This is a genomic window from Streptomyces sp. MRC013, assembly GCF_023614235.1.
GTDB lineage: Bacteria > Actinomycetota > Actinomycetes > Streptomycetales > Streptomycetaceae > Streptomyces.
The window spans coordinates 2,393,978-2,414,512 of record NZ_CP094264.1 but is presented as its reverse complement, the minus strand read 5'-3'; the positions used below and the strand labels follow the sequence as shown (position 1 = coordinate 2,414,512).

Genomic DNA, 20,535 nt, shown 5'->3' with positions numbered 1-20,535 from the left:
AGGGCTTATCCGACCACCGTCACCTTACGCGCGAGAAGGGCGCCCGGCACGGCGTGGCCGGGCGCCCCTCCACGTGCCCAGGGGTCCGCGGTCCGTCAGCCCTCGCTGGACGCCGCCGGCAGCTGGGCCTGGATCATGCCCATCACCGACGAGTCGGTCAGCGTCGTGACGTCGCCGAGCTCGCGGTTCTCGGCGACGTCGCGCAGCAGGCGCCGCATGATCTTGCCCGATCGGGTCTTGGGCAGCTCCGCGACGAGCAGGACGCGCTTCGGCTTGGCGATCGGGCCGAGGGTGGCGCCGACGTGGTCGCGCAGCTCCGCGACGAGCGCGTCGGCGTCCGTCTCGGCCTCCGCCGCCACGCTGCCGCGCAGGATCACGAACGCCACGATGGCCTGGCCGGTCGTCTCGTCGACGGCTCCGACGACGGCGGCCTCCGCGACCTTCGGGTGCGACACGAGCGCCGACTCGACCTCCGTGGTGGAGATGTTGTGGCCCGACACGAGCATCACGTCGTCCACCCGGCCCAGCAGCCAGATGTCGCCGTCGTCGTCCTTCTTCGCCCCGTCGCCCGCGAAGTACACGCCCTGGAACCGGGACCAGTACGTGTCCACGAACCGCTGGTCGTCGCCCCAGACGGTGCGCAGCATCGACGGCCACGGCTCGGTGAGCACCAGGTAGCCGCCCCCGCCGTCGGGCACCTCGCGCCCCTCGTCGTCCACGACGGTCGCGCAGACGCCGGGCAGCGGCCGCTGCGCCGACCCGGGCTTGGTCTCCGTCACCCCCGGCAGCGGCGAGATCATCATCGCGCCGGTCTCGGTCTGCCACCAGGTGTCCACGACCGGGCAGCGGCCGCCGCCGATGTGCTCCCGGTACCAGATCCACGCTTCCGGATTGATCGGCTCGCCCACCGAGCCCAGGACGCGCAGGCTCGACAGGTCGAACCCGGCGGGGATGTCGTCGCCCCACTTCATGAACGTCCGGATCGCCGTCGGCGCCGCGTAGAGGAGGGTCACGCCGTACTTCTGCACGATCTCCCAGAACCGGCCCCGGTGCGGGGTGTCCGGCGTGTCCTCGTAGATGACCTGCGTCGCGCCGTTGGCCAGCGGCCCGTACACGATGTACGAGTGGCCGGTGACCCAGCCGATGTCGGCGGTGCACCAGTAGACGTCGGTCTCCGGCTTCAGGTCGAAGACGGCCTGGTGGGTGTAGGCGACCTGGGTGAGGTAGCCGCCGGAGGTGTGCAGGATGCCCTTCGGCTTACCGGTGGTGCCGGAGGTGTACAGGATGAAGAGCGGGTGCTCCGCCTCGAACGCCTCGGGCGTGTGCTCGGCGCTCTGCCGGTCGACGATCTCGTGCCACCAGAGGTCCCGCCCCTCGGTCCACGCCACCTCCTGCCCGGTGTTGCGCACCACGAGCACGCGCTCGACCCCGTCGACCCGGCTCAGCGCCTCGTCGACGGCGGGCTTCAGCGCGGACGGCTTCCCGCGCCGGTGCCCGCCGTCGGCGGTGACGACCACCTTGGCGTCGGCGTCCTGGATGCGGGCCGCGATGGCGTCCGCCGAGAAGCCGCCGAACACCACGGAGTGCACCGCGCCGATCCGCGCGCACGCCAGCATGGCCACGACCGCCTCGGGGATCATGGGCAGGTAGACCGCGACCCGGTCGCCCTTGCGGACCCCGAGCTCCGTCAGCGCGTGGGCGGCCCGGCTCACCTCGTCCTTGAGCTGGGCGTAGGTGAGGGTGCGGCCGTCACCCGGCTCACCCTCGAAGTGCAGGGCGATCCGGTCGCCGAGGCCCGCCTCCACGTGGCGGTCCACGCAGTTGTACGCCACGTTGAGCTTGCCGTCGGCGAACCACCTGGCGAAGGGCGGGTTCGACCAGTCGAGTGTCTCGGTGGGCTCGGTCGCCCAGGTGAGACGGCGTGCCTGCTCGGCCCAGAAGCCGAGCCTGTCCGCCGCCGCCTGCTCGTACGCCGCCGCCGTCACGTTGGCCCGTGCGGCCAGCTCGGCGGGCGGGGCGAACCGCCGCTCCTCCCTCAGAAGGTTGGCCAGGCTCTCGTTGCTCACGACATCTCCCATTCCCAGGGCGTCCGATGGGTCCCGGTGCCTAGCTCATCAGCAGGATGCCGGGGTGACAAGGGCTTCCCGAATATTGGTTTAGACCTCCCTGGCGGGTGGGTGGAAGGCGGTCGCGTTCTTGGGTGCGCACGGCCGAAGCGCCCCTTCCCCTCGGCCTCGGGCGCGGGCGCCCGCCGCTCCGGCTCCGTCGCCGGGCCGAACCGGGCGGCCGTCGGAATCCTGCGCGGAGCTCGGCGCGACACCCGGAGCGACCCCGGCAAGCGAATGGTAACGCAGAGTGACGAAGGAGATCTCCCCCCGGCGGGCGAACGGGCCAATGAATCACCCGTCGAAGTGATTAGTCGTTCTATACGGCTCGTCGTACCAATTTTGTGCGGTTCTCGATGCGACGTTGACGGCGCTCCCGCAGGAAACCGGCGAAACGGAAGGGTGGGCCGATGAGGGCTGTCAGGAAGAGGATCACTGTCGGTGCCGTCGCGGTGGCGCTGGTCACCGGACTGGCGGGGTGCGGCGGCTCCGGGGGGCCCTCCGGCCCCGGCGCCCAGGGACCGCAGAAGGGCGCCGTACCGCCCAAGAACCGCGTTCGGCTGATCGGTGACGGCTCCACCGCCTACACCGGAGCCCAGCCCGGCCTCGCCAAGCCCACCCGCCTGGCTCCGGGCCGGCGTCCGCCCCAGTTCGTCGTCTTCTCGTGGGACGGCGCCGGCGAGGACAGCCAGAAGCTGTTCTCCCACTTCCGCCGTGTCGGCAAGCGCTACGGCGCGACGATGACCTACTTCCTCAGCGGCGTCTACCTGCTTCCCGAGGAGAAGGCCGCCCTCTACAACCCGCCCGGCCACGCCCCCGGCCGCTCCGACATCGGGTTCAACGACACCGAGGGCATCCGCGCCACCGTGCGCGAGCTGCGCGGGGCCTGGCTGGAGGGCAACGAGGTCGGAACGCACTTCAACGGGCACTTCTGCGGCCCTCAGGGCGGTGTCGGCACCTGGTCCGTCGAGGACTGGAAGAGCGAGATCGCCCAGGCGAAGTCCTTCGTGAAGAACTGGAAGACCAACTCCGGCCTGGTGGCCGAGGATCCGCTCCCCTTCGACTACGACAAGGAGCTCGTCGGGGCCCGGACGCCGTGCCTCGAAGGCCGCGACAACTTCGTACGCGCCGCGAGCGAGCTGGGCTTCCGCTACGACACCAGCGGTGTCAACAAGCAGGTCTGGCCCGGGAAGGACGGGCCCCTGTGGGACCTGTCCATGCACCTCGTCCCCATCCCCGGCCGGTCCTTCGAGACGTTGGCCATGGACTACAACTTCATGGTCAACCAGTCCGGGACCACCAAGGGCGACCCCGCCATGCACCAGTTCTGGGGCAACCAGATGAGGGACGGCCTCATCCAGGCGTTCAACCGTTCCTATCAGGGCAACCGCGCACCCGTGGTCATCGGGAACCACTTCGAGTCCTGGAACGGCGGCACTTACATGCGCGCCATCGAGGAAACGATTGCTCACGTCTGCGTGAAGCCCGAGGTCCGCTGCGTGTCGTTCCGTCAACTGACGGACTGGCTGGACGCGCAGGACCCGGCCGTCCTCGCCAAGCTGCGGACGCTGAAGGTGGGACAGCCACCGACCGAGGGATGGAACCGCTTCCTCGCCGCCCCGCCGGCGAACACCTCGACGTCACCGAGCGGCAAGGAGGCGGGCCAGGTGGCCGCCCGGGCGACGGCACCGTCCGGCGCGCGCCGGGAGGGCTAGTCCCGATGCCGTGTAGTTAGCGTCGGGTGTCCGGTGTCAAGTGGTGCGGCCGGTCGGGATGTCGATGCTGATGGTGGCCTTGTAGCTGGTCCTATCGACGAGGCCTTCGGCGTTGTATCTCGAGATGGCGGGTTTGACGACGCGTGGCCGGGTGCGGATCCGTCGAGTGGGCGTGAGGCGGGCCAGAACCCGGCGGCCGATGGTGTCGATGGGGTCGATCGTCGTGTCGATGATGCCGGCGGCTTGAACGAGCAGGTCGCGCGCTGCGTGCAGGGCGATGGTGAAGCCGGCTCGGTCGGGGTCGGCATGGGTGGCGGTGGCGTCCGCCCTCGCCAGTCGCAGGACCTGGTGGGTGACCAGCAGAGCGAAGGCTTCCCGGGCCATGCCGGCCGGAGTCCGGGCGCGCGGGATTCGGCCGCCGAGGATGGTGGACTCGATCTCGGGGTAGGAGGTCTCGGCCTCCCATCGCTCGTGACAGGGCTTGACCGGTTCGGTAGCGGGGTGGGGGTGGGCGTCGGTGGGTGTCGCGACGAGGCGGTAGGCGCCGGTGCGGCGCCCCCGGGCGGTGCTGACGGTGATCTCGCAGTCGATGACACGGGCCGTGAGCGGCCCCCTTGCGGACAGGTAAGAGCCGTCCGCGAAACGGTGAGGGACCGGCAGTCCGCGGTGCTCTTTCACCCGGACCAGGAGGTGAGCGCTCCTTTGCGTGATCGCCTCGACCAGGACTGGACAGCGAAATTCCGGTCCAGCAACACGATCGTGCCCTCGCGCGGGCTGCAAACCAGGCGTGGGGCATAGGAAGTCTCTTCGGTGGTGGTCGGCCCGAACACGGCGTCCAGGACGGTGCGGGTGCCGCACGGCACCAGGATCAGCAGACGCAGTGAGGGGCATCCCGCTCCACCGTTGTCACCGCGGTGCTTGGGGAACTCGGCACCGTTCGCCGGACTGTCGGCAACGGCCGTCAGCGTCCCGTCGATCACGCAGACGAGCAGGCCGCGCCACCGTGTTCCCAGTTCCCACGGTGCTGATCCCCGCGGCTGGCCCGCGCAGGAGGTCGAACAAGCGCCGCGACGGCACGGTCCCGATCCTTCTGCGGGCTTGAGCCATCGCGCCGGCCGTCGGAGCCGCCGACGTGATTCCTTCCAGTCCGGCCGTCATCCGCTGCCACACCCCCTGCCAACCGGGCCCGGGAAACAGGACCCCGGCCAGCAGCAGGTACACCACCACACGTGAGGGAAGGGCCCGTACCCGCCGCTGAGTCCTGCCGGTCCCGGCCAGCACCGCGTCGACCATCTCGAACGGGACGATCCTCGTCAACTCGCCGACACGGCCGGGCGCGAACGGGCTGCGGCAACCACTACCTCATGAGAAACGACAGACCTGGCGTCCAATGGAGCTCCTGCTGAACAGTGATCTCGGCCCACACGGTTCCAGCAGGGGCTCCCTCCCTACTTCAGACGCTTGACACATCACCCCGCACCTTAACCACACGGCATCGGGACTAGACCGACATCCGCACCACCTGCTCCCCCAGGACGAAGGCGGGGTCGACCTGCGCGGCCAGGTCGACGCCCGTCTTCGCGTTCCCCCAGCTTTCGGCGTTCCTCAGGTGGAAGTGCACCATCTGGCGTGTGTAGCGCTCCCAGTCGCGCAGCCCGTACGTCGCGTCGACGGCGTCCCGCAGCACGCGCAGGGCCTCCCGGTTCTCCGGTTCCAGCGCCCCGAACGGACCGGGCCGCCCCTTCTCCATGGACCGCACCCAGTCCGACTGCCCGATCGACACCAGCAGGTCGTCCCCCACCTCGTCCCGCAGGAACTCCAGGTCGTCCCGGCTCTGGACCTTGTTGCCGACGACCTTCAGGGTGATCCCGTAGTCCCGTGCGTATTCGGTGTACTGGTGGTACACCGAGACGCCCCTCCGTGTCGGCTCCGCAACCAGGAACGTCATGTCGAAGCGGGTGAACAGCCCGGACGCGAACGAGTCCGAACCGGCCGTCATGTCGACGACGACGTACTCGTCGGAGCCGTCGACCAGGTGGTTGAGGAACAGCTCCACCGCGCCGACCTTCGAGTGGTAGCAGGCCACTCCCAGGTCCGCCTCGGTGAACAGTCCCGTCGCCATGAGCCGGATCACGCCGCCGTCCAGCCGCAGCGGGCGGGCGCAGGCCTCGTACACCGGGTTGTCCTCGCGGACGCGCAGCAGTCGCGATCCCTCGCCGGGCGGTGTCGTCTTGATCATCGTGTCGGTGGAGCTGATCCGCGGGTTGCTGCCGCGCAGGTACTGCTTGATCAGCGGCAGGTGCGCGCCCATCGAGGGGAGCGTGCCCGCCTCGTCCTCACCGAGGCCGAGCGCGGCCCCGAGGTGCTGGTTGATGTCGGCGTCCACCGCGACCACGGGGGCCTCGGTGCTCGCCAGGTGGCGGATGAAGAGCGAGGACAGCGTCGTCTTGCCGCTGCCGCCCTTCCCAACAAAAGCGATCTTCATGTTCACCTAGCGTAGTGCTTCCATGACTTGTCGTGGTCGATCCTTATGAGGAACACCACTACTCGCGGGTCGGTGTCGTGCGGGCGCGTAGCCTCGCTCCTTATGAGTACGCATGCCTCCGACCCGCTGGCCGCCCTCGCCTCGCTGCCGGGCGTCCCCGACGCCGTGGACTCCGTGCGCAAGGCCGTCGACCGGGTGTACGGGCACCGCGTCATGCGGCGCCGCAGCAACAAGGTCTCCTCGGAGGCCGCCCTGCGCGGTGCGCGCGCCTCGGCGGCGCTGTCCGGCGCCGACTGGGCCCTGGAGGAGGTCCGCAGGCGCAGCGACTTCAGCGGGGACGCGCAGGCGCGGACGGTCGGCGCGGCGCTGAGGCTCGGTGTCGAGGTCGGCCAGCTGCTCTCCATCTGGAGGCAGTCGCCCCTCCGGGTCCTGGCCAGGCTGCACCTGGTGGCGGCCGGTGACGCCGCACGGTCCGTGGGGCGGCCGCGGCAGGCCGGTGAGGTGGTCGAGGAGCCGCTCATCGTGGCACCCCTGCCGGACGCGGCCGAGGTCGCCGCGCGGCTGGACGGCCTCGCGGAGCTGATCGTCGGGGGCACCTCCGCTCCGGCGCTCGTCACGGCTTCCGTGGTGCACGGCGAATTGCTGGCACTGCGGCCCTTCACCACGTACAGCGGCCTGGTGGCGCGGGCCGCCGAACGCCTGGTGCTGATCGGCAGCGGGCTCGACCCCAAGGCGATCTGCCCGGCCGAGGTCGGCCACGCCGAACCGGGCCGCGCCGCGTACGTCGCGGCCTTCGAGGGCTACCTGTCCGGGACGCCCGAGGGGATGGCCCGGTGGATCGCCCACTGCGGCCGGGCCGTGGAACTCGGCGTCCGGGAGTCGACGGCCGTGTGCGAGGCGCTTCAGCGCGGCGCCGCCTGAACCCGGTCGGTACGCCGGACCGCACCCGGAGGGCCCCGTTCCGGACCGGAGGAGGTACCGGATCCCGGCAGGGGTGCGGCGGTACCGGTTTCCGGTACCGCCGCTGGCACTTCCACCGAGTTACCATGCGTCCTCGATAGGTGCCCATCAGGCGGGGAACTCTGCCCTACGCCTGGTGCGGCTGGCCCGTAATCGACGGGTCGACGTCGCGTGGGTGCTCGGTTTCCGTGCTGTTCGGTCCGTGGGCCTTCCTGCTCAACAGGGCATCCTCTCGAATGTCCTCGGTCTCGCGGGCCGTAAGTCCTTTGTACTACCGGGACCCGCAGGGGGAAAGCCCTACCCCGATATCTTTACTTTTGCCTTCATAGGTGGACAAGTGCGGCAGTGGGTGCGGTCTGGGTCGACGTCGACCGGCGGCGTCTGCTGGCGTACCAGACGAACCCCGCCGTGGCGGCCGCGCCGATCGCCGCGGCCGCCACCAGGGCCGGGCGCGGCGGCATCCGGAAGGAGGGGAGGCGCTGCTTCAGCCGGACGGGACGGTTGAAGACGAGGACCGGCCACTCCCGCGCCGCCGCTTCCCGGCGCAGTACGCGGTCCGGGTTGACCGCGTGTGGATGCCCGACCGCCTCCAGCATCGGCAGGTCCGTCGCCGAGTCGCTGTACGCGTAGCACCGCGACAGGTCGTACCCCTCCGAGGCGGCCAGCTCCCGCACCGCCTCGGCCTTGGTGGGCCCGTACGCGTAGTACTCCACCTCCCCCGTGAAGCAGCCGTCGTCGCCGACGATCATCCGGGTCGCGACCACGCGGTCCGCGCCCAGCATCTCGCCGATCGGCTCCACGACCTCGGCACCCGAAGTGGAGACGATCACCACGTCACGCCCTGCGGCATGGTGTTCCTCGATGAGCGAGGCGGCCTCGTCGTAGATGATCGGGTCGATCAGCTCGTGCAGTGTCTCCGCGACCAGCTCCCTGACCTGCTGGACGTTCCAGCCCTTGCAGAGCCTGGAGAGATACGCGCGCATCCGCTCCATCTGGTCGTGGTCGGCGCCCCCCGCGAGGAAGACGAACTGCGTGTAGGCGGTGCGCAGTGCGTCGCGGCGGTTGATCAGGCCGCCCTGATAGAAGGACTTGCCGAAGGTCAGTGACGTTTTCTCAGCGAAATAATCTTCGGGAAGTGGGTTGATCAGGGCGTTAAGGGTTGGGTCGGACAGCGGTGGCCCGGGTGCGGACAGACGTGAAGCCTTTGGTAGGACGGTTCTCACCACAAGATCGTCCGTTGCACCAGAGGCTTCACGTTGGTCACCTATGTTGCCATGCTCGACGTCCCGCGCCACGTGGTGGAATACGTGGCCCGGCTGCTGGCCGGCCACCGCCGCCGGATCGGCACCCCGAAGGGCTCCCGGGCGTTGAGCCCGTTCCGGCAGGCCGTCTTCGTGCTGCGCTGGTTCCGCGAGGCCGGCTGCGTGCACTGCCTGGCCCGCGATGCGGGAATCTCGCAGGCCACCGGCTACCGCTACCTCCACGAGGCAATCGACGTCCTGGCCGACCAGGCCCCCGAGCTGCATGAGGTGCTGGACCGCTGCCGCGCGCGGCAGATGAGCCACGTGGTGCTGGACGGCACCCTGGTCTCCTGCGACCGTGTCGCCGGGACTACCGAGAAGGGCAACGACCTGTGGTACTCCGGCAAGGCTCGGCACTTCGCCGGGAACATCCAGTTCGTGGCCGCACCCGACGGCACCCCGCTGTGGGTCTCCGACGTCGAACCCGGATCCGTCCACGACCTGCGTGCCGCCCGCATCCATGCCCTGCCCGCCTTGTACGCGGCGGCCCGCGCCGGTCTGCCGACGCTGGCCGACGTCGGCTACACCGGCGCCGGCAAGGGCATCCACACCCCGTTCCGTCCGCACCCCGACATCGCTTCCCCGCTCGCGCCGGACAACCGCGCCCACAACCGGCTCCTGCGCGGCATCCGGGCCCTGGGCGAACGGGCCGCCGCTGAACTCAAGCAGCGCTGGCGCGCGCTGCAGCACGTCACGCTCAGCCCCAGCCGGATCGGACGCATCGCCCAAGCCGCACTCGTCCTCAACAACTCATGGAAGTGACAACCGCTGAGAAAACGTCAGTGTCGATGACTTCGCGATGACCGTCTTGTCCAGGTCGAAGAAGGCGGCGGTGCGAGGCGAGGAGTGGTTTTCCACGAGCCTGAGCATAGGTGCCCGCCATTCGGCGTACGCTGGGGCGTGTGGGTTTGCTTGAGAAGGCTCTCGGGTACACCATGGAAGTCACGGATCGTTCGCGACCGTGCTGAACCGGACCGGCTCCTCCCCCCCGAGTCGGCCGGAAAGACGACCCCCGCTCTCCCCCGGCGGGGGTCGTCGCATGTCCCGAGGGGTTTTCCCTCGCCGGCGCTGTCCGGACATCCTCATCCCCGCTCCTCCGCGCTTCTGCGGTGCCGACTCCGGCACGCCGCTCTTCCTCACTCACGGTAGCCGAGTTGCTGCTCCAGGGAAGTCGCTGGTGCGGGTGATCGGGATATTCACAAGTAGCGGGTTATCCACAGTTTTCTAGCAAGATCCACTTTATTTCCGGAAGTCCGTCACCGTGATTCCGGCCGCGTGGCCGTGACGTGGAATCACCGGTCTCCGGTCCCGTCGGCGTGCGGCGAACCCGGTTCCCGAGCGTTCCGGAATCACGTGCGCAGCGCGCGCGGACGGTACGTGCGGGCCACGTGCGGATGAGCGCGGACACGGCGCCGAACGGGTGCCGCGGGCAAGCGGAAGAGGGGTGGAGGACATGGCGGAACCAAGGACGGCCGACCGCTCGACGGCCGCGGATAGCCGGCGAGCGGCACCGCTGATCGTGACCGAGGACGTCGGACTGCTCGACGACCTGCTCAGGCTGTGCGCTGCCGCGGGCTGCCAGCCCGTGGTGCACCACGGGCCGCCGGACCGCAAGGCCACGTGGGAGGCGGCGCCGCTGGTCATCGTCGGCGACGACGCGGCGGCACGCTGTCGGGGAGCGTCGCGCAGACCGGGCGTGCTGCTCGTGGGCCGCGACCGGGACGACCCCGGCGTGTGGCGGCGGGGCGTGGAGCTCGGGGCCGAGTGCGTCCTGCGGTTGCCGGACGCGGAGGGCTGGCTCGTCGACCGGATCGCCGACGTCGCCGAGGGAGTCGGACGGCAGGCGACGACCGTCGGGGTGCTGGGCGGCAGGGGAGGGGCGGGTGCTTCGACCCTGGCGTGTGCCCTGGCCGTCGGCGCCGCCCGCGGCGGGCACCGCACGGTGCTCGTGGACGGCGACCCGCTCGGAGGCGGGCTCGACGTCCTCCTCGGAGCCGAGCGGGAGGAGGGGCTGAGATGGCCGGATCTCGCCGCCTCCGAAGGGCGGGTCGCCGGCGCGGCACTCGAGGAGTCGCTGCCCTCCCTGCGCGGCCTGCGCGTCCTGAGCTGGGACCGGGGTGACACCGCGGGGGTCTCTCCCGAGGCCATGCGGTCCGTACTCGCGGCGGCACGCCGGCGGGGCGGAGCCGTGGTGGTCGACCTGCCGCGCCGCATCGACGACGCCACCGTCGAAGCGCTCGCCCAGATCGACGTGGGGCTGCTCGTCGTGCCCGGGGAGCTGAGGGCGGTCGCCGCGGCGAGGAGGGTGGCGTCCATGGCGGGCATGGTCCTCGACGATCTGCGGGTGGTCGTGCGCGGCCCGTACGCCGCCGGAGTCGACGAGACGTGGGTCGCCCAGGTGCTCGGCCTGCCGTTAGCCGGAGAGCTGCCGGAGGAACCGGGACTTTTGGCCTCGCTGGACGGGGGGTCTCCGCCCGGGGGCAGCGCCTCCGGACCGCTGGGGCGGTTCTGCTCCGCCTTCTGGGAGTGCGTGCTCGCACCGGAGGCCCTGTCGTGACCGCCGGACTGCTGGAGGCCGTACGGCAGCGGCTCGCGGAGAGCGGCACCGAACCGACACCGGCCGGGGTGGCGGCGGCGCTGCGGGCCCAGGGAAGGCTGCTGGGGGACACCCAGGTCCTGGGAACCGCGGAGGAGCTGCGCTGCGAACTGGTGGGGACGGGGCCGCTGGAGCCGCTGCTCGCCGACCCCGCGGTCACCGACGTACTCGTGTCCGCACCGGACCGGGTGTGGGTGGACCGGGGCGACGGACTCGAACCGTCCGGCGTTTCCTTCCCCGACGCCGAAGCCGTGCGCCGGCTCGCCCAGCGGCTCGCGGCGGTGGCCGGACGGCGCCTCGACGACGCCCGCCCCTGGGTGGACGCCCGGCTGCCGGACGGCACGCGGATGCACGCGGTGCTGCCGCCGGTCGCCGTCGGCTCGACGTGTCTGTCCCTGCGCGTGGTGCGGCCGCGCGCCTTCACCCTCGCCGAGCTCGTCCGTGCCGGGACGGTGCCGCCACGCGGTGACCGCGTCCTGCGGGCGCTCGTGGAGAACCGGGTGTCGTACCTGGTCAGCGGTGGCACGGGCACGGGGAACCCGAAACCGCAGTCAAGACATACCTATGTTCGAGATGCTGGCAGCAGTACTCCACGGTGCTCTCGGCGCCTCATCGCGAGGCTTGGACCTGCGTGTTTCCGGCAGTATGGCGCTTGCGGCGGTGCGTGCAACTACCCGCCTTCGATTCCAAGGCGGACGCGGAAGAGCCCCGGCCGGGACCTTGTGGGGTCGCCGACCGGGGCGCAGGAGGGGGTCAGTTCGCGGGCTGGCCGCTGCCGCTGCAGGTAGAGCCGTCCGGCCCCTGGTGGATGGTGGTGGGCTGGCCCTTCTCGGAACCGACGGTGGCGCCGCATGACGGGCAGTTGCCCGCGCAGCGGGCGGGGTCAGGACGACAGCTGGGGTTACACGTGCACATATCAGGCCTCCATGGATGTGGTGGTGCTGACAGAGGTGGTGCGGTGGTGCGCTCCCCGGCGCCCGGACGGCATCGGGGAGGGTCAGAGAACGCGGGCGAAGATCCGCGCGCCGTTGTGGAAGGTGAGCGTGAGGCCCTGCTGCGGGCCGGGGTTGGGGCGGGTGGACCAGCGTTCGATGGACGCGATCTCGGGGCATTCGGCGTGCGCGAGGACTGCGGACAGCCATGCCTCGGGGGCGTCGGCGTCCTGCGGTGCGGGGCCGACGGCGGGCGCCGTGCCGGTCACCGGCTCGTCCGCGAAGTCGTCGTGCTTGGCGCCCTCGGGGAGCTGCCCGGTGAACTGCCACAGGATCTCGCGGCCACTGGCCGGGGTGATGGTGACGCCGTACGGATGCCGGGTATCGCCGGCTTCGGCGAGGGTCTGCACGTGGGTGGCGGCAGGCTGGTTCTTGACGGTGCTGATGACGAACTCGGTGAAGCGGGCGGGGCGCATTCGTGATCGTTTCCTCTCGTCGCGGCCCGGTCAGTCTAGGAGCGGTCAGAGCCCCGGCCGGGCCCACGGGGAAGGCGCCGGCCGGGGCGGTCCGTCTGCCGCCGCCGTTCCGCCGTCGGTGGCAGCGGCAGGCGGAGTCAGCGCGGCCGCACCGCCCGGCCCGGGCCGGGGCCGGGGGCGGACAGCGGCCGCCGCGACGGGTGGCAGCCGGGGTGGAAGTACACGGCCGGAGCGGCGCCCGATCCGCTGTCCGGGCTGTAGGTGTCGGCCGGGCCGTCGATGACCCGCTGGCAGGCCGCACACCACCGCGGCAGCGGCACGGGACCGGTCACCTGGCGGCCTCGTGCTCAACGTCCGTCAGGGCGCAGCGGGGGCAGGAGCACGGCGGGAAGCCGTGCGTCGTCGGGATACTCTTCGCGGGGTCGACCTCATGGCGCTCACGCACGATGGTCGCGGTGCCGTCGGCGCGTACTGAGTAGACCCTGAGCGTCATCACGGGACATGCCCTCCATCGGTGCCGGGTGTGACCGTTCCGATGCTGAAGGTAAGAGCCGCAGGTGAGGAGAGAGGGGAGAAAGCCACCCCCTCCGTTACGCGGCGAGCATGCCCACTCGCACCGCGAGATCCGCAGCACGTCGACGCCGCGTCGTCACCCGGGACTCCGTCTCCTCCAGGATGATCCGCCTCGCGTAGCCGTTGTACCGGATCGTCTCCGGCGCTGCCTCATGCGCCTGCGCCAACGTCGCGAGGGCCACGTCCGGCTGCCCGTCGAGCTGGTAGCCACGGGCCTCCTCAATGCGGTGCCGGGCCCGGCGCGGCCGGGACGGGATCGTCGCCGCGTCCGCCCGGGCGGCCTGCCGTACGGACTCCGGCCCGGAGTGCAGTTCGACGGCGACCGTGACGGCGTGCGCGCCCATGACGGCCTGAGAGAAGCTCGTGACCGGGTGGAAGTAGTCGTCGGGCAGCCGGTCGGCCATCTGGCGGGCGGTGTCCCAGTACCGCCATGCGTCGCCCGCCTGCCCGCGCCGGGCCGCAGTGTGCCCGGCCTCGACCTGCAGCGCGCCGGCGATGGCGAGGACGTCGTTCGTCGCGTCGGGGAGGAGCGGCTCCAGGTAGGCGAGTGTCTCGCGGGTGACGGAGTCGGCGGAGTCCAGGTGGCGGGGGCCGCTGTCGCGGTGGGCCTGGGCGAGGAGCCACGCCGAGACGCCGATGGCGTGCGGGTCATCGGACTGCTGGGCGGCCATCATGCTTCGCTCGGCGACCCGCCACAGCAGCGCCGCGTCGGGCTGGTAAGCGAGGAAGAACTGGGCGAGGCTGTACACCTCGGCGAGGACGGCCTGTGTGGCTCGCCACTGGCTTGGCTGTTCGGCCTGCTGCGCGGCGAGTTGGGCGTCCCGGATCAGGTTGGGCAGCAGTTCCCCGAGCGCCTGCCGGTGGTTCGGGGAGGAGTGCCGGGCCGTCCACGCCCGGGCCAGGCGGGCCCGGAGGTGCTCGGGCGGGGGTGCCTGCGTGCGTGTGGTGAAGGGGAGGGTGTCCACGGCGGCGCGGACAGCGTCCAGGCGCGGGTGCCCGGGGCCTACGAACAGGTCTACGTGCATGTCGGGGCGTCCTGTGAGGTCGGCGAGGTTCCGGACGCGCAGGGCCTCGGCGATGCCGAGCACGACGTCGATGCCCGGTGCGTGGATGCGGCCCTTCTCGACTTGCTTCACCCAGTCGGGGGACCGGCCGAGGAGCCCAGCGAGGACGACGCGGCTCATCCCGCGGCGCTCGCGAAGGATCTGCATTCTCTGCCCGAACGTGATCGGATCGGTGTACGGGTCCGGGGTAGCATGAGGCGACACGGCCTTGCCCTTCCTCTGTGCAGCTCGACACTCACAGGGTATGGGGCAAGGCCTTACTCATACAGTGCCCTTTGAACGACGAAAGTGCCCCCTGTTCTCCCCGTGAGGGGGAGAACAGGGGGCACTTCACACTCCGGTCCGGTTGTACTGGTCGATCCGCTCGGGCGGTGCCGGCGGCTCGATGTGGTGCTCCCGCATCTGCCCGGTCAGCTCGGCCACGTACCCGGCGAATGAGCGCACCAGCGACGTGAGGCTCTCGATCCGCCGCTCCGACCGCTCCAGGCGCCGCTCCAGGCCCTCCCGGATCTCCCGGAACGCGGCCAGGTCCGCGGCCCGCTGCGCCGGCTCGGCGGCCGCCTGCGCCTGGTAGCGCTGCGCCTCCGCCGTCGTGCGCGCGGCCGCGCGCGTGGCCCGCGCCGCGAACAGGCCGCTCGCCACGAGGGCGACTGCGCCGAGCACCGACCCGACGACGCCCGCCACCACCCCCCACCCGCCGCTCATCTACCACGCTCCCCGCGCCGGTGGGGCACCGAGTGCTCCGGCACCGTGCTCGCCCACAGGATCATCCCGACGTGACTCGTCGCATACCAGCCGAACAGGGCCAGACCCCGCGGGTAGTCACCGACGATGGCACCCCACGCGAACGCGGCTCCCCACACGAACGGGGGGACCAGGGCGGCGATGAACCCCCACCGGTCCCGGCCGATGCGCACCCACGCCCCCGCGAACGTGACCGCCCCGCACACGATCCACAGCCAGGCCCAGGTACGGATGTCGGCCCACTGCGTGAGCAGCCCGAGCCCGCGGGGGTCCGGCTCGGGATGGGTGACGTAGCCGAGGCCGAACAAGATTTTGCCCGCGCCGAGGAGGGCGAGCGCTCTGCCGCGGCGGCCCAGCCGGCTGCTGAGCCACCGGGCCGCCCGGCACCGCACGTCAGAGCCCAGACAGCGGCGTGCGCCGGGTGGGCGTCTCGGTGATGCCGGGCCCGGCCGGGCCGACGCCGGATGTCGCCACGGCGGTGAGCACCGCGAGGACCGCGGCGAGCCCGCCGACGCCGGCGGCCTGGCCCCAGTCGACATCGAGGAGGCCGAGCTGGTCCGCGCCGACGGCGCCGAGGACGGCCTGCGCGAAGGTCCGCACCGCCCTCTCCGCGGCGGCTTTCCAGAACGCTGAGGTAGTCATGAGGTGGTTCTCCGATCTGCGAGAGGGGGTTACCGCCCGGCCCCGGCCGGGGCGGCGGTGACGTCGACGTCGACCGTGATGACGGCGTCGCGGATGGCCTGCTGGACGGCGGCGACGACGGCCGCGGTGTCCACGTCGTCGCCGAGCTGCGCGGCGAGGGCCTGGATGGCCGCGGTCTGCGCGGCGACCTGCGCGGCGAGGGCCTGCACGGTGCGGTTGGTGCTGCGCAGGATCTCGTAGGCGTCCCGCGTCTCGATCGTGGTGTTCTTGTAGGCCCACACGTCGACTGCGGCCATGTCGTCCTCCTCGGGGGGTGTGCTGGTCTGGGCGGTGGCCCGGGCGACGATCCCGGGGAACACGACCTCGCGGAACTGCTTCACCCGCGCGGCGCCGGGGCAGGCGGTCCCGCCCACCGACCACGCCGGGTGCAGGGAGTGGTAGCCGAACCCGGGCTCGTCGTGGGTGCGGCAGATCCGCAGCGGGATGCCGTGCCGCTGGTGCAGCCACACCCCCAGCCGGATCAGCTGCTCGATCTGCTCGCCGGTCCACGGGTCGGTGTGCTGCAGGTTGGACGCCGTCTCGATCGACACCGCACCGGTGCCGTCCGGCCGCCGGTTCGCGGCCGCGTTGGCGTCGGCGCGGGTCTCGGTGCCGATGTACTGGGCGAGGTCGCCCGCGAAACCCAGCCCGAAATGCGATTCGAGGGACGAGCTGTCCCGCCAGAACTCGTACGCCCGCCGGGCCGTCCACGGGGCGGCGAGGCTATGCAGGATCACCTGCGTCGGCCGGATCGCCGCCTGTCCGTCACTCTCCGGCTGGAGCTCCATTTTCGTCGCGCCCGGATACCAGGCCATGAGGTCCTCCTCAGGGGTTCTTGACGATCCACACAGGCCCGCCGGATTCCACCGCGGCGAACTCGTTGGGCACCGAGTGGTAGCCGATGGCGTACCGGCCCTGCTCCGGCGCCCACGCGCGGTACGCCTGCACGGCGCAGCGGGCCATGCGCAGCGCCTGGGCGCGCAGGTCTGCGGCCACGAGGTACTCCACGGCGCCCGGCGCGGTCGGTCCCTGCGCGCGGCGCACGGCCCACCGGGCGTCGGTGAGGACGCCTTCGAGGGCCAGGGCGCGCAGGGCGGTGCCGAGCGCGGCGTGGGTGGGGTCGGTGTCGCCCCACCAGGTCGTGTAGATCCCGGCGTCCGGGTAGGTCTGGTGCCAGCGCAGGATCAGCTCACGGGCCCGGTCGACGGTGACCTCGGTCTGCCGCCAGCCGGTCTCCAGGTGGATATCCTCGGGGCGGACGCCGAGCGCGGTGCACGAGTCGACGAACTCCGCGTCGCGGCCGCCGACGAACTCGGCGGTGGTGAGCGGGGCGTACCGCTCGTGACCGGGTGCCGGGTAGTGCCACGAGGCGGGCCACCAGCCGTTGGCCCGGGTGCCGTTGAGGCAGGAGTGGACGGTACTGCTGGCGCCGTCGCTGGCCAGCACGGTGACGACGTGCCGCCCGGCGAGGACGTGGTGGGCGATGATCAGCCACATCCACAGGACCTCGTCGTCCGCGTGCGGGATGACGAAGACGACCGGGCGGCCGGTCGGCGCGGCGGGGACGGGGGAGGTCGCCGGTATCGGGGTGCTCAAGGGTGAGTGCTCCAGGGCATGAGAAACGCCCCGGGCCGCAGCGGCACGGGGCGGGCGGGCGGGCGGGCGGGTAGAGGGTGGGTCTTACGGCTGTTCGGAGACGATGACGAGGACCTGTGTGAACGCCTGGAACGTGCCGGAGCCCGCAGCCGAGCTGAGTGCCCCTTGTAGTTTGATCGTGTGGGAGCCGGCCGCGGCCAGCGTGCCCCGGGCCAGCGTCGCGACGGTGTCCCGGTCGGTCTGGTCCATCTCGTGGATCGCGAACCCGCCCTCAGCGACACCGTCGGTGACGATGCGGCCCAGCATGCGGTTCGTGGCGGCCGCCGTGCCGACGGCGCAGTCGAACACGGCGTACACGGCGTACTCCGCGTTCGCGCCGGTCGTCGTGAACGTCACCGACGCGCCGGGGACGTCCGCGTAGGTGGCGTCGACGCGGGTGAGCGACGATGTCGCCTGCGCGAAGTACAGGCCCGTCCTCAGCCGGTTGAACTCGTCAGCGGTGACTTTCCGGCCGGCCAGGATCGGCATGGGGGAGTCCTCTCTATGGGATGGGGCGCAGAGCCCGGTCGAGTACCACGGCGGTGCCCGCCGCGTGCACCTTGGTCAGGCCGTTGACGCCGCGGACCACGGTGAGCGTCTGGGCGCTGGTGGTGCCGGCGACGGCGGTGACCTGCATGACCTCCCCGCCCACACGGACCAGGAACGGGAAGTCGCCCGGGTAGGTGGCGCTGTCGATCCAGCGGCGGTTGCCGGTGGTGGTCACCGCCACCGACGTCGCGGACGCGGTGATCGTGCCGGTCAGCTGGCAGCCGCCGGTGTCCGCCCGCCCGGCCTCGGCATCGGCGACAACGCCGACCTTCCATGGTCCGGCCGGGGCGCAGTTCATCTCCAGGTGCCAGGTGTACCGGGTGATCGTTTCGGTGTAGCCGTAGGCGAGTAGGTCGATGAGATCCGGCGGCAGCCACGGCGGCGGGTTGGAGATGGTCAGCCTGTCCCCGACGTCGAGGGTGGCGGCCTGGTCGATGAGGTGCGGCGCGGCGTGGAGGGCGACTCGCACGGTCGGATAGCGGGCCTCGTCCCAGGTGCCCAGGTGCAGGCGCCACTCGGCCAGCCGCTGGGCCCGCGCGTCCTCCGTGATGTTGAGCTCGATCTCCTCGTCGTACAGGCCCACCCCGCCCTCCTCGGGCGGCAGGGTGGACAGCGGCCCGGACTCCAGGACCGCCCGCCCCCACGACCCGCCGCGCCGTTTCACCGTGACGTCGTTGCGGATGCGCTGGTCGTCCTCGGTCGGCTCCAGCGGCGGGGCCACCTCGCGGCCGGAGGCGTAGTCCAGTGCGAGGGCCACGCGCTGGTTGTAGAAGGAGGTCCGGTCCCGGTAGACCAGGCCCAGGCGCGTGCGGTCCTCGTAGAGCAGGCCGCCGTCGGCGGCCGCGGCCTCATCGAGGAGGTCGAGCAGGGTCTCCGGCCGTTGCGGTCCCATCCGCTCGGAGTCGAGGTAGGAGTCTCCGTCGATCCACCGCACGGTGACGGTGCCGGATTCCTCGGTGGTCAGCCGGGCGAGCCTGCTGAGCGCGGTTTCCCCGGAGAACCCGTGGTCCGCGCTGTTGTAGGCGGTGGTGTCGGCGGTGTCGAACACGGCGATGTGCCCGATGCCCATGCCGTCGGCGCCGGCCGCGTAGGCGTCGGGCGGGCCGACCACGTCGGTGATCAGGCCGATGGTGCCCGGGTAGGTGCCGGCCGAGCTGCCGCCGCTGCTGCCGACGACGACCCACCGGGTGGTGTACTCGACGTTGCCGCCGACCTGCTGGGCGTACAGCTGCCAGCGCACCCACTGCCCGAACAGATCGCCGCCGATGCCGACGGCCCGGTTGACCAGGAGGTTTCCCTCCACGTCGTAGCCCTCGACCGTGGCGATGCCGGACTGCAGGTACAGGTACCACCGCCTGACGCTGCCCGTCCCCCACGCGCCGAGGATGCACGTCTTGCTGGCGGGGGCGGTGTCGAGCCGGTAGACGAACTCCAGGTGCCACTCCGTGCTCGGCACGTCCGGCGACGGCGCACGCACGGCGCCGTTGAGGCGGCTGCCCGTACTGACGGTGGGCAGGGCGGAGGAACCCGGCAGAGAGTCCTCGGCTCCGAACTCCAGGCCCAGGGTGTACAGGGGGCTGCCGCCCGGCAGGCCGGACGCGGCGGTGGTGGCGCCGTCGTCGTCCTCCATCGGCCAGTACGCCAGCGGCGAGTACGCCGGGATCCGCCGGCGCAGCGTCGACGCCAAGGCCTTGCGGCCCTGGCCGAGGCGCCGCAGGACGCCGGCCGCCTCGATCGTGGTGTACACGTCCTGCCCGGAGACGTCCCAGCGGGTCGGCCAGGACGCCACCTCGCCCACGAACCGCACGTGCTGGTTGGTGATCGACGCGCCGCTGCTGACCGTCCACGTCCGGCCGGCGGTGTCGGCGAACGAGGTGCTGCCCGGCGTCCGGGCGGTGAAATCGGGAGCGGCCACGACCGTCCCGCCGATGCCGTTGCGGACCTCCGCGGCGTGGATCCGGCGCCCGATCGCCTCGAACGCCAGCGCGGAGAGGTCGCCGACCTCCAGCGGCGAGGTTGAGGCGTAGAGGCTGGTGGTGCCGCTGCGGGTCTCGCTGCTCAGGACCGTCCACGGCCCGGCGATGGAGGGCGCGGTGTAGAAGGTCAGGGTGTGGCCGCCGGCGCCGTTGTTCACGTCGAGGGTCACGCGGACCGCGCCGCGGTGCCCCGCTACGTGGGGGACGGGTTCGGACTGCCAGAAATGGGTGTCGCTGCCGGTCGTGGAGTGGACGAACTCGAGCTTGCCGTTGTTGACCAGGACCATGCGCCAGGACCGTTGGTTGCTCGTGAGGCGGTACTTGCCGATTAGCTCGATGGCGTCGGTCTCCCACGGGCCGCCGGCCCACGTCTCGGGGGACAGGTCGATACGGACGTCCAGGTCCCCGGTGATGTCGAGCGAGGCGTGATCGGGGGTGGAGGCCCGGCCGGTCGTGCCGGGCGGGATGTCGAGCCAGCTGGTGGGCCCGCCGACCGTGACCCGGATCGGGGTGTTGCGGCCGATCTTCCCGGCGTATGGGGAGCGCGGGTTGCGCGGGGAGTACGTCCCGAGGCGGTTGTTCAGGACGAGGGAGCAGCGGGAGGGCTCGACCCGTACGCCCTCGTCTCCGCGGCCGCGCGTGATGGTGATCGGCTCCCGCTCGTAGACGTCGCTGGTGATGTCCGTCCAGCCGACACCGACCACGTAGATCCACGTGCGGCGGTCCAGAGGGAACACCATGTG

Annotated in this window: 19 protein-coding genes and 3 pseudogenes; 5 read left to right on the top strand and 17 right to left on the bottom strand. The window is 71.5% G+C overall.

The features are described 5' to 3' along the window. Window positions 1–95 precede the first annotated feature (95 nt). Complete coding sequence (acs, locus tag LUW75_RS11015) at window positions 96–2,078, bottom strand: acetate--CoA ligase (RefSeq protein WP_250335457.1); 1,983 nt, start codon at window positions 2,076–2,078, stop codon at window positions 96–98. A gap of 437 nt (window positions 2,079–2,515) precedes the next feature. On the opposite strand from acs, the gene LUW75_RS11010 reads away from it, so the two are divergent. After that, complete coding sequence (locus LUW75_RS11010; protein ID WP_250335456.1) at window positions 2,516–3,820, top strand: polysaccharide deacetylase family protein; 1,305 nt, start codon at window positions 2,516–2,518, stop codon at window positions 3,818–3,820. A gap of 36 nt (window positions 3,821–3,856) precedes the next feature. On the opposite strand, the gene LUW75_RS11005 is transcribed toward LUW75_RS11010, so the two are convergent. From LUW75_RS11005 to LUW75_RS10995, 4 genes and pseudogenes are all read right to left on the bottom strand, one after another. After that, window positions 3,857–4,498, bottom strand: a complete 642-nt coding sequence (locus LUW75_RS11005) for a hypothetical protein (protein WP_250335187.1) — start codon at window positions 4,496–4,498, stop codon at window positions 3,857–3,859. After that, window positions 4,495–4,800, bottom strand: a complete 306-nt coding sequence (locus LUW75_RS11000) for a hypothetical protein (RefSeq protein WP_250335188.1) — start codon at window positions 4,798–4,800, stop codon at window positions 4,495–4,497. The genes LUW75_RS11005 and LUW75_RS11000 overlap by 4 nt, the downstream gene beginning before the upstream one ends. After that, a pseudogene (locus tag LUW75_RS24630) lies at window positions 4,727–5,140 on the bottom strand (transposase domain-containing protein); the annotation flags it as partial. The gene LUW75_RS11000 and the pseudogene LUW75_RS24630, both read right to left, overlap by 74 nt. Before the next feature lie 181 nt (window positions 5,141–5,321). Further along, window positions 5,322–6,305, bottom strand: a complete 984-nt coding sequence (locus LUW75_RS10995) for an ATP-binding protein (RefSeq protein ID WP_250335455.1) — start codon at window positions 6,303–6,305, stop codon at window positions 5,322–5,324. Between the two features lie 102 nt (window positions 6,306–6,407). On the opposite strand from LUW75_RS10995, the gene LUW75_RS10990 reads away from it, so the two are divergent. After that, window positions 6,408–7,226: a Fic family protein gene (locus tag LUW75_RS10990; protein WP_250335454.1), complete on the top strand. Its 819-nt coding sequence runs from the start codon at window positions 6,408–6,410 to the stop codon at window positions 7,224–7,226. Window positions 7,227–7,588: 362 nt separating this feature from the next. Here the strand turns inward: LUW75_RS10990 and LUW75_RS10985 are convergent, their stop codons facing one another. Continuing rightward, a complete protein-coding gene (locus LUW75_RS10985; protein ID WP_462933788.1) occupies window positions 7,589–8,413 on the bottom strand; it encodes an HAD family hydrolase in 825 nt (274 codons plus the stop codon). Window positions 8,414–8,521: 108 nt separating this feature from the next. On the opposite strand from LUW75_RS10985, the gene LUW75_RS10980 reads away from it, so the two are divergent. Beyond that, the gene (locus tag LUW75_RS10980; protein WP_250333773.1) at window positions 8,522–9,328 is read left to right on the top strand and encodes a transposase family protein; all 807 of its coding nucleotides are present in this window, start codon (window positions 8,522–8,524) and stop codon (window positions 9,326–9,328) included. A gap of 6 nt (window positions 9,329–9,334) precedes the next feature. Here the strand turns inward: LUW75_RS10980 and LUW75_RS10975 are convergent. Continuing rightward, window positions 9,335–9,436, bottom strand: a pseudogene (locus tag LUW75_RS10975) (HAD-IB family hydrolase); the annotation flags it as partial. 583 nt (window positions 9,437–10,019) lie between these two features. Between LUW75_RS10975 and ssd the strand changes: the two are divergent. After that, on the top strand, window positions 10,020–11,123 hold the full coding sequence (gene ssd, locus LUW75_RS10970) for a septum site-determining protein Ssd (protein ID WP_250335453.1): 1,104 nt from the start codon (window positions 10,020–10,022) through the stop codon (window positions 11,121–11,123). Next, window positions 11,120–11,699: pseudogene (locus LUW75_RS10965) on the top strand (ATPase, T2SS/T4P/T4SS family); the annotation flags it as partial. The gene ssd and the pseudogene LUW75_RS10965, both read left to right, overlap by 4 nt. A gap of 460 nt (window positions 11,700–12,159) precedes the next feature. Here LUW75_RS10965 and LUW75_RS10960 read toward each other — a convergent pair. From LUW75_RS10960 to LUW75_RS10915, 10 genes are all read right to left on the bottom strand, one after another. Continuing rightward, window positions 12,160–12,570, bottom strand: a complete 411-nt coding sequence (locus LUW75_RS10960; protein WP_250335452.1) for a cupredoxin domain-containing protein — start codon at window positions 12,568–12,570, stop codon at window positions 12,160–12,162. A gap of 137 nt (window positions 12,571–12,707) precedes the next feature. After that, entirely contained in the window at window positions 12,708–12,890 is a 183-nt protein-coding gene (locus LUW75_RS10955; protein ID WP_250335451.1) for a hypothetical protein, read from the bottom strand. Between the two features lie 270 nt (window positions 12,891–13,160). Beyond that, window positions 13,161–14,354 (bottom strand): helix-turn-helix domain-containing protein, encoded by a 1,194-nt coding sequence (locus LUW75_RS10950; protein WP_250335450.1) that lies wholly within the window; start codon window positions 14,352–14,354, stop codon window positions 13,161–13,163. 183 nt (window positions 14,355–14,537) lie between these two features. Continuing rightward, window positions 14,538–14,912 (bottom strand): hypothetical protein, encoded by a 375-nt coding sequence (locus LUW75_RS10945; protein WP_250335449.1) that lies wholly within the window; start codon window positions 14,910–14,912, stop codon window positions 14,538–14,540. Beyond that, on the bottom strand, window positions 14,909–15,343 hold the full coding sequence (locus LUW75_RS10940) for a hypothetical protein (protein WP_250335448.1): 435 nt from the start codon (window positions 15,341–15,343) through the stop codon (window positions 14,909–14,911). The genes LUW75_RS10945 and LUW75_RS10940 overlap by 4 nt, the downstream gene beginning before the upstream one ends. 1 nt (window position 15,344) lies before the next feature. Beyond that, window positions 15,345–15,593: a holin gene (locus LUW75_RS10935; protein ID WP_250335447.1), complete on the bottom strand. Its 249-nt coding sequence runs from the start codon at window positions 15,591–15,593 to the stop codon at window positions 15,345–15,347. A 29-nt stretch (window positions 15,594–15,622) separates the two neighbouring features. Continuing rightward, the gene (locus LUW75_RS10930) at window positions 15,623–16,447 is read right to left on the bottom strand and encodes a peptidoglycan recognition protein family protein (RefSeq protein WP_250335446.1); all 825 of its coding nucleotides are present in this window, start codon (window positions 16,445–16,447) and stop codon (window positions 15,623–15,625) included. 10 nt (window positions 16,448–16,457) lie between these two features. Then, a complete protein-coding gene (locus LUW75_RS10925) occupies window positions 16,458–17,228 on the bottom strand; it encodes a PIG-L deacetylase family protein (RefSeq protein WP_250335445.1) in 771 nt (256 codons plus the stop codon). Between the two features lie 84 nt (window positions 17,229–17,312). Beyond that, a complete protein-coding gene (locus LUW75_RS10920) occupies window positions 17,313–17,756 on the bottom strand; it encodes a hypothetical protein (RefSeq protein ID WP_250335444.1) in 444 nt (147 codons plus the stop codon). A gap of 13 nt (window positions 17,757–17,769) precedes the next feature. Beyond that, entirely contained in the window at window positions 17,770–20,532 is a 2,763-nt protein-coding gene (locus LUW75_RS10915) for a hypothetical protein (RefSeq protein WP_250335443.1), read from the bottom strand. Between the last annotated feature and the right edge of the window lie 3 nt (window positions 20,533–20,535).

Coding starts and splice junctions, on each gene's coding strand:
- acs (WP_250335457.1), bottom strand. CDS start 2,078: ATGGGAGATGTCGTGAGCAACGAGAGCCTGGCCAACCTTCTGAGGGAG.
- LUW75_RS11010 (WP_250335456.1), top strand. CDS start 2,516: ATGAGGGCTGTCAGGAAGAGGATCACTGTCGGTGCCGTCGCGGTGGCG.
- LUW75_RS10995 (WP_250335455.1), bottom strand. CDS start 6,305: ATGAAGATCGCTTTTGTTGGGAAGGGCGGCAGCGGCAAGACGACGCTG.
- LUW75_RS10990 (WP_250335454.1), top strand. CDS start 6,408: ATGAGTACGCATGCCTCCGACCCGCTGGCCGCCCTCGCCTCGCTGCCG.
- ssd (WP_250335453.1), top strand. CDS start 10,020: ATGGCGGAACCAAGGACGGCCGACCGCTCGACGGCCGCGGATAGCCGG.
- LUW75_RS10960 (WP_250335452.1), bottom strand. CDS start 12,570: ATGCGCCCCGCCCGCTTCACCGAGTTCGTCATCAGCACCGTCAAGAAC.
- LUW75_RS10950 (WP_250335450.1), bottom strand. CDS start 14,354: ATGCAGATCCTTCGCGAGCGCCGCGGGATGAGCCGCGTCGTCCTCGCT.
- LUW75_RS10945 (WP_250335449.1), bottom strand. CDS start 14,912: ATGAGCGGCGGGTGGGGGGTGGTGGCGGGCGTCGTCGGGTCGGTGCTC.
- LUW75_RS10935 (WP_250335447.1), bottom strand. CDS start 15,593: ATGACTACCTCAGCGTTCTGGAAAGCCGCCGCGGAGAGGGCGGTGCGG.
- LUW75_RS10930 (WP_250335446.1), bottom strand. CDS start 16,447: ATGGCCTGGTATCCGGGCGCGACGAAAATGGAGCTCCAGCCGGAGAGT.
- LUW75_RS10920 (WP_250335444.1), bottom strand. CDS start 17,756: ATGCCGATCCTGGCCGGCCGGAAAGTCACCGCTGACGAGTTCAACCGG.
- LUW75_RS10915 (WP_250335443.1), bottom strand. CDS start 20,532: ATGGTGTTCCCTCTGGACCGCCGCACGTGGATCTACGTGGTCGGTGTC.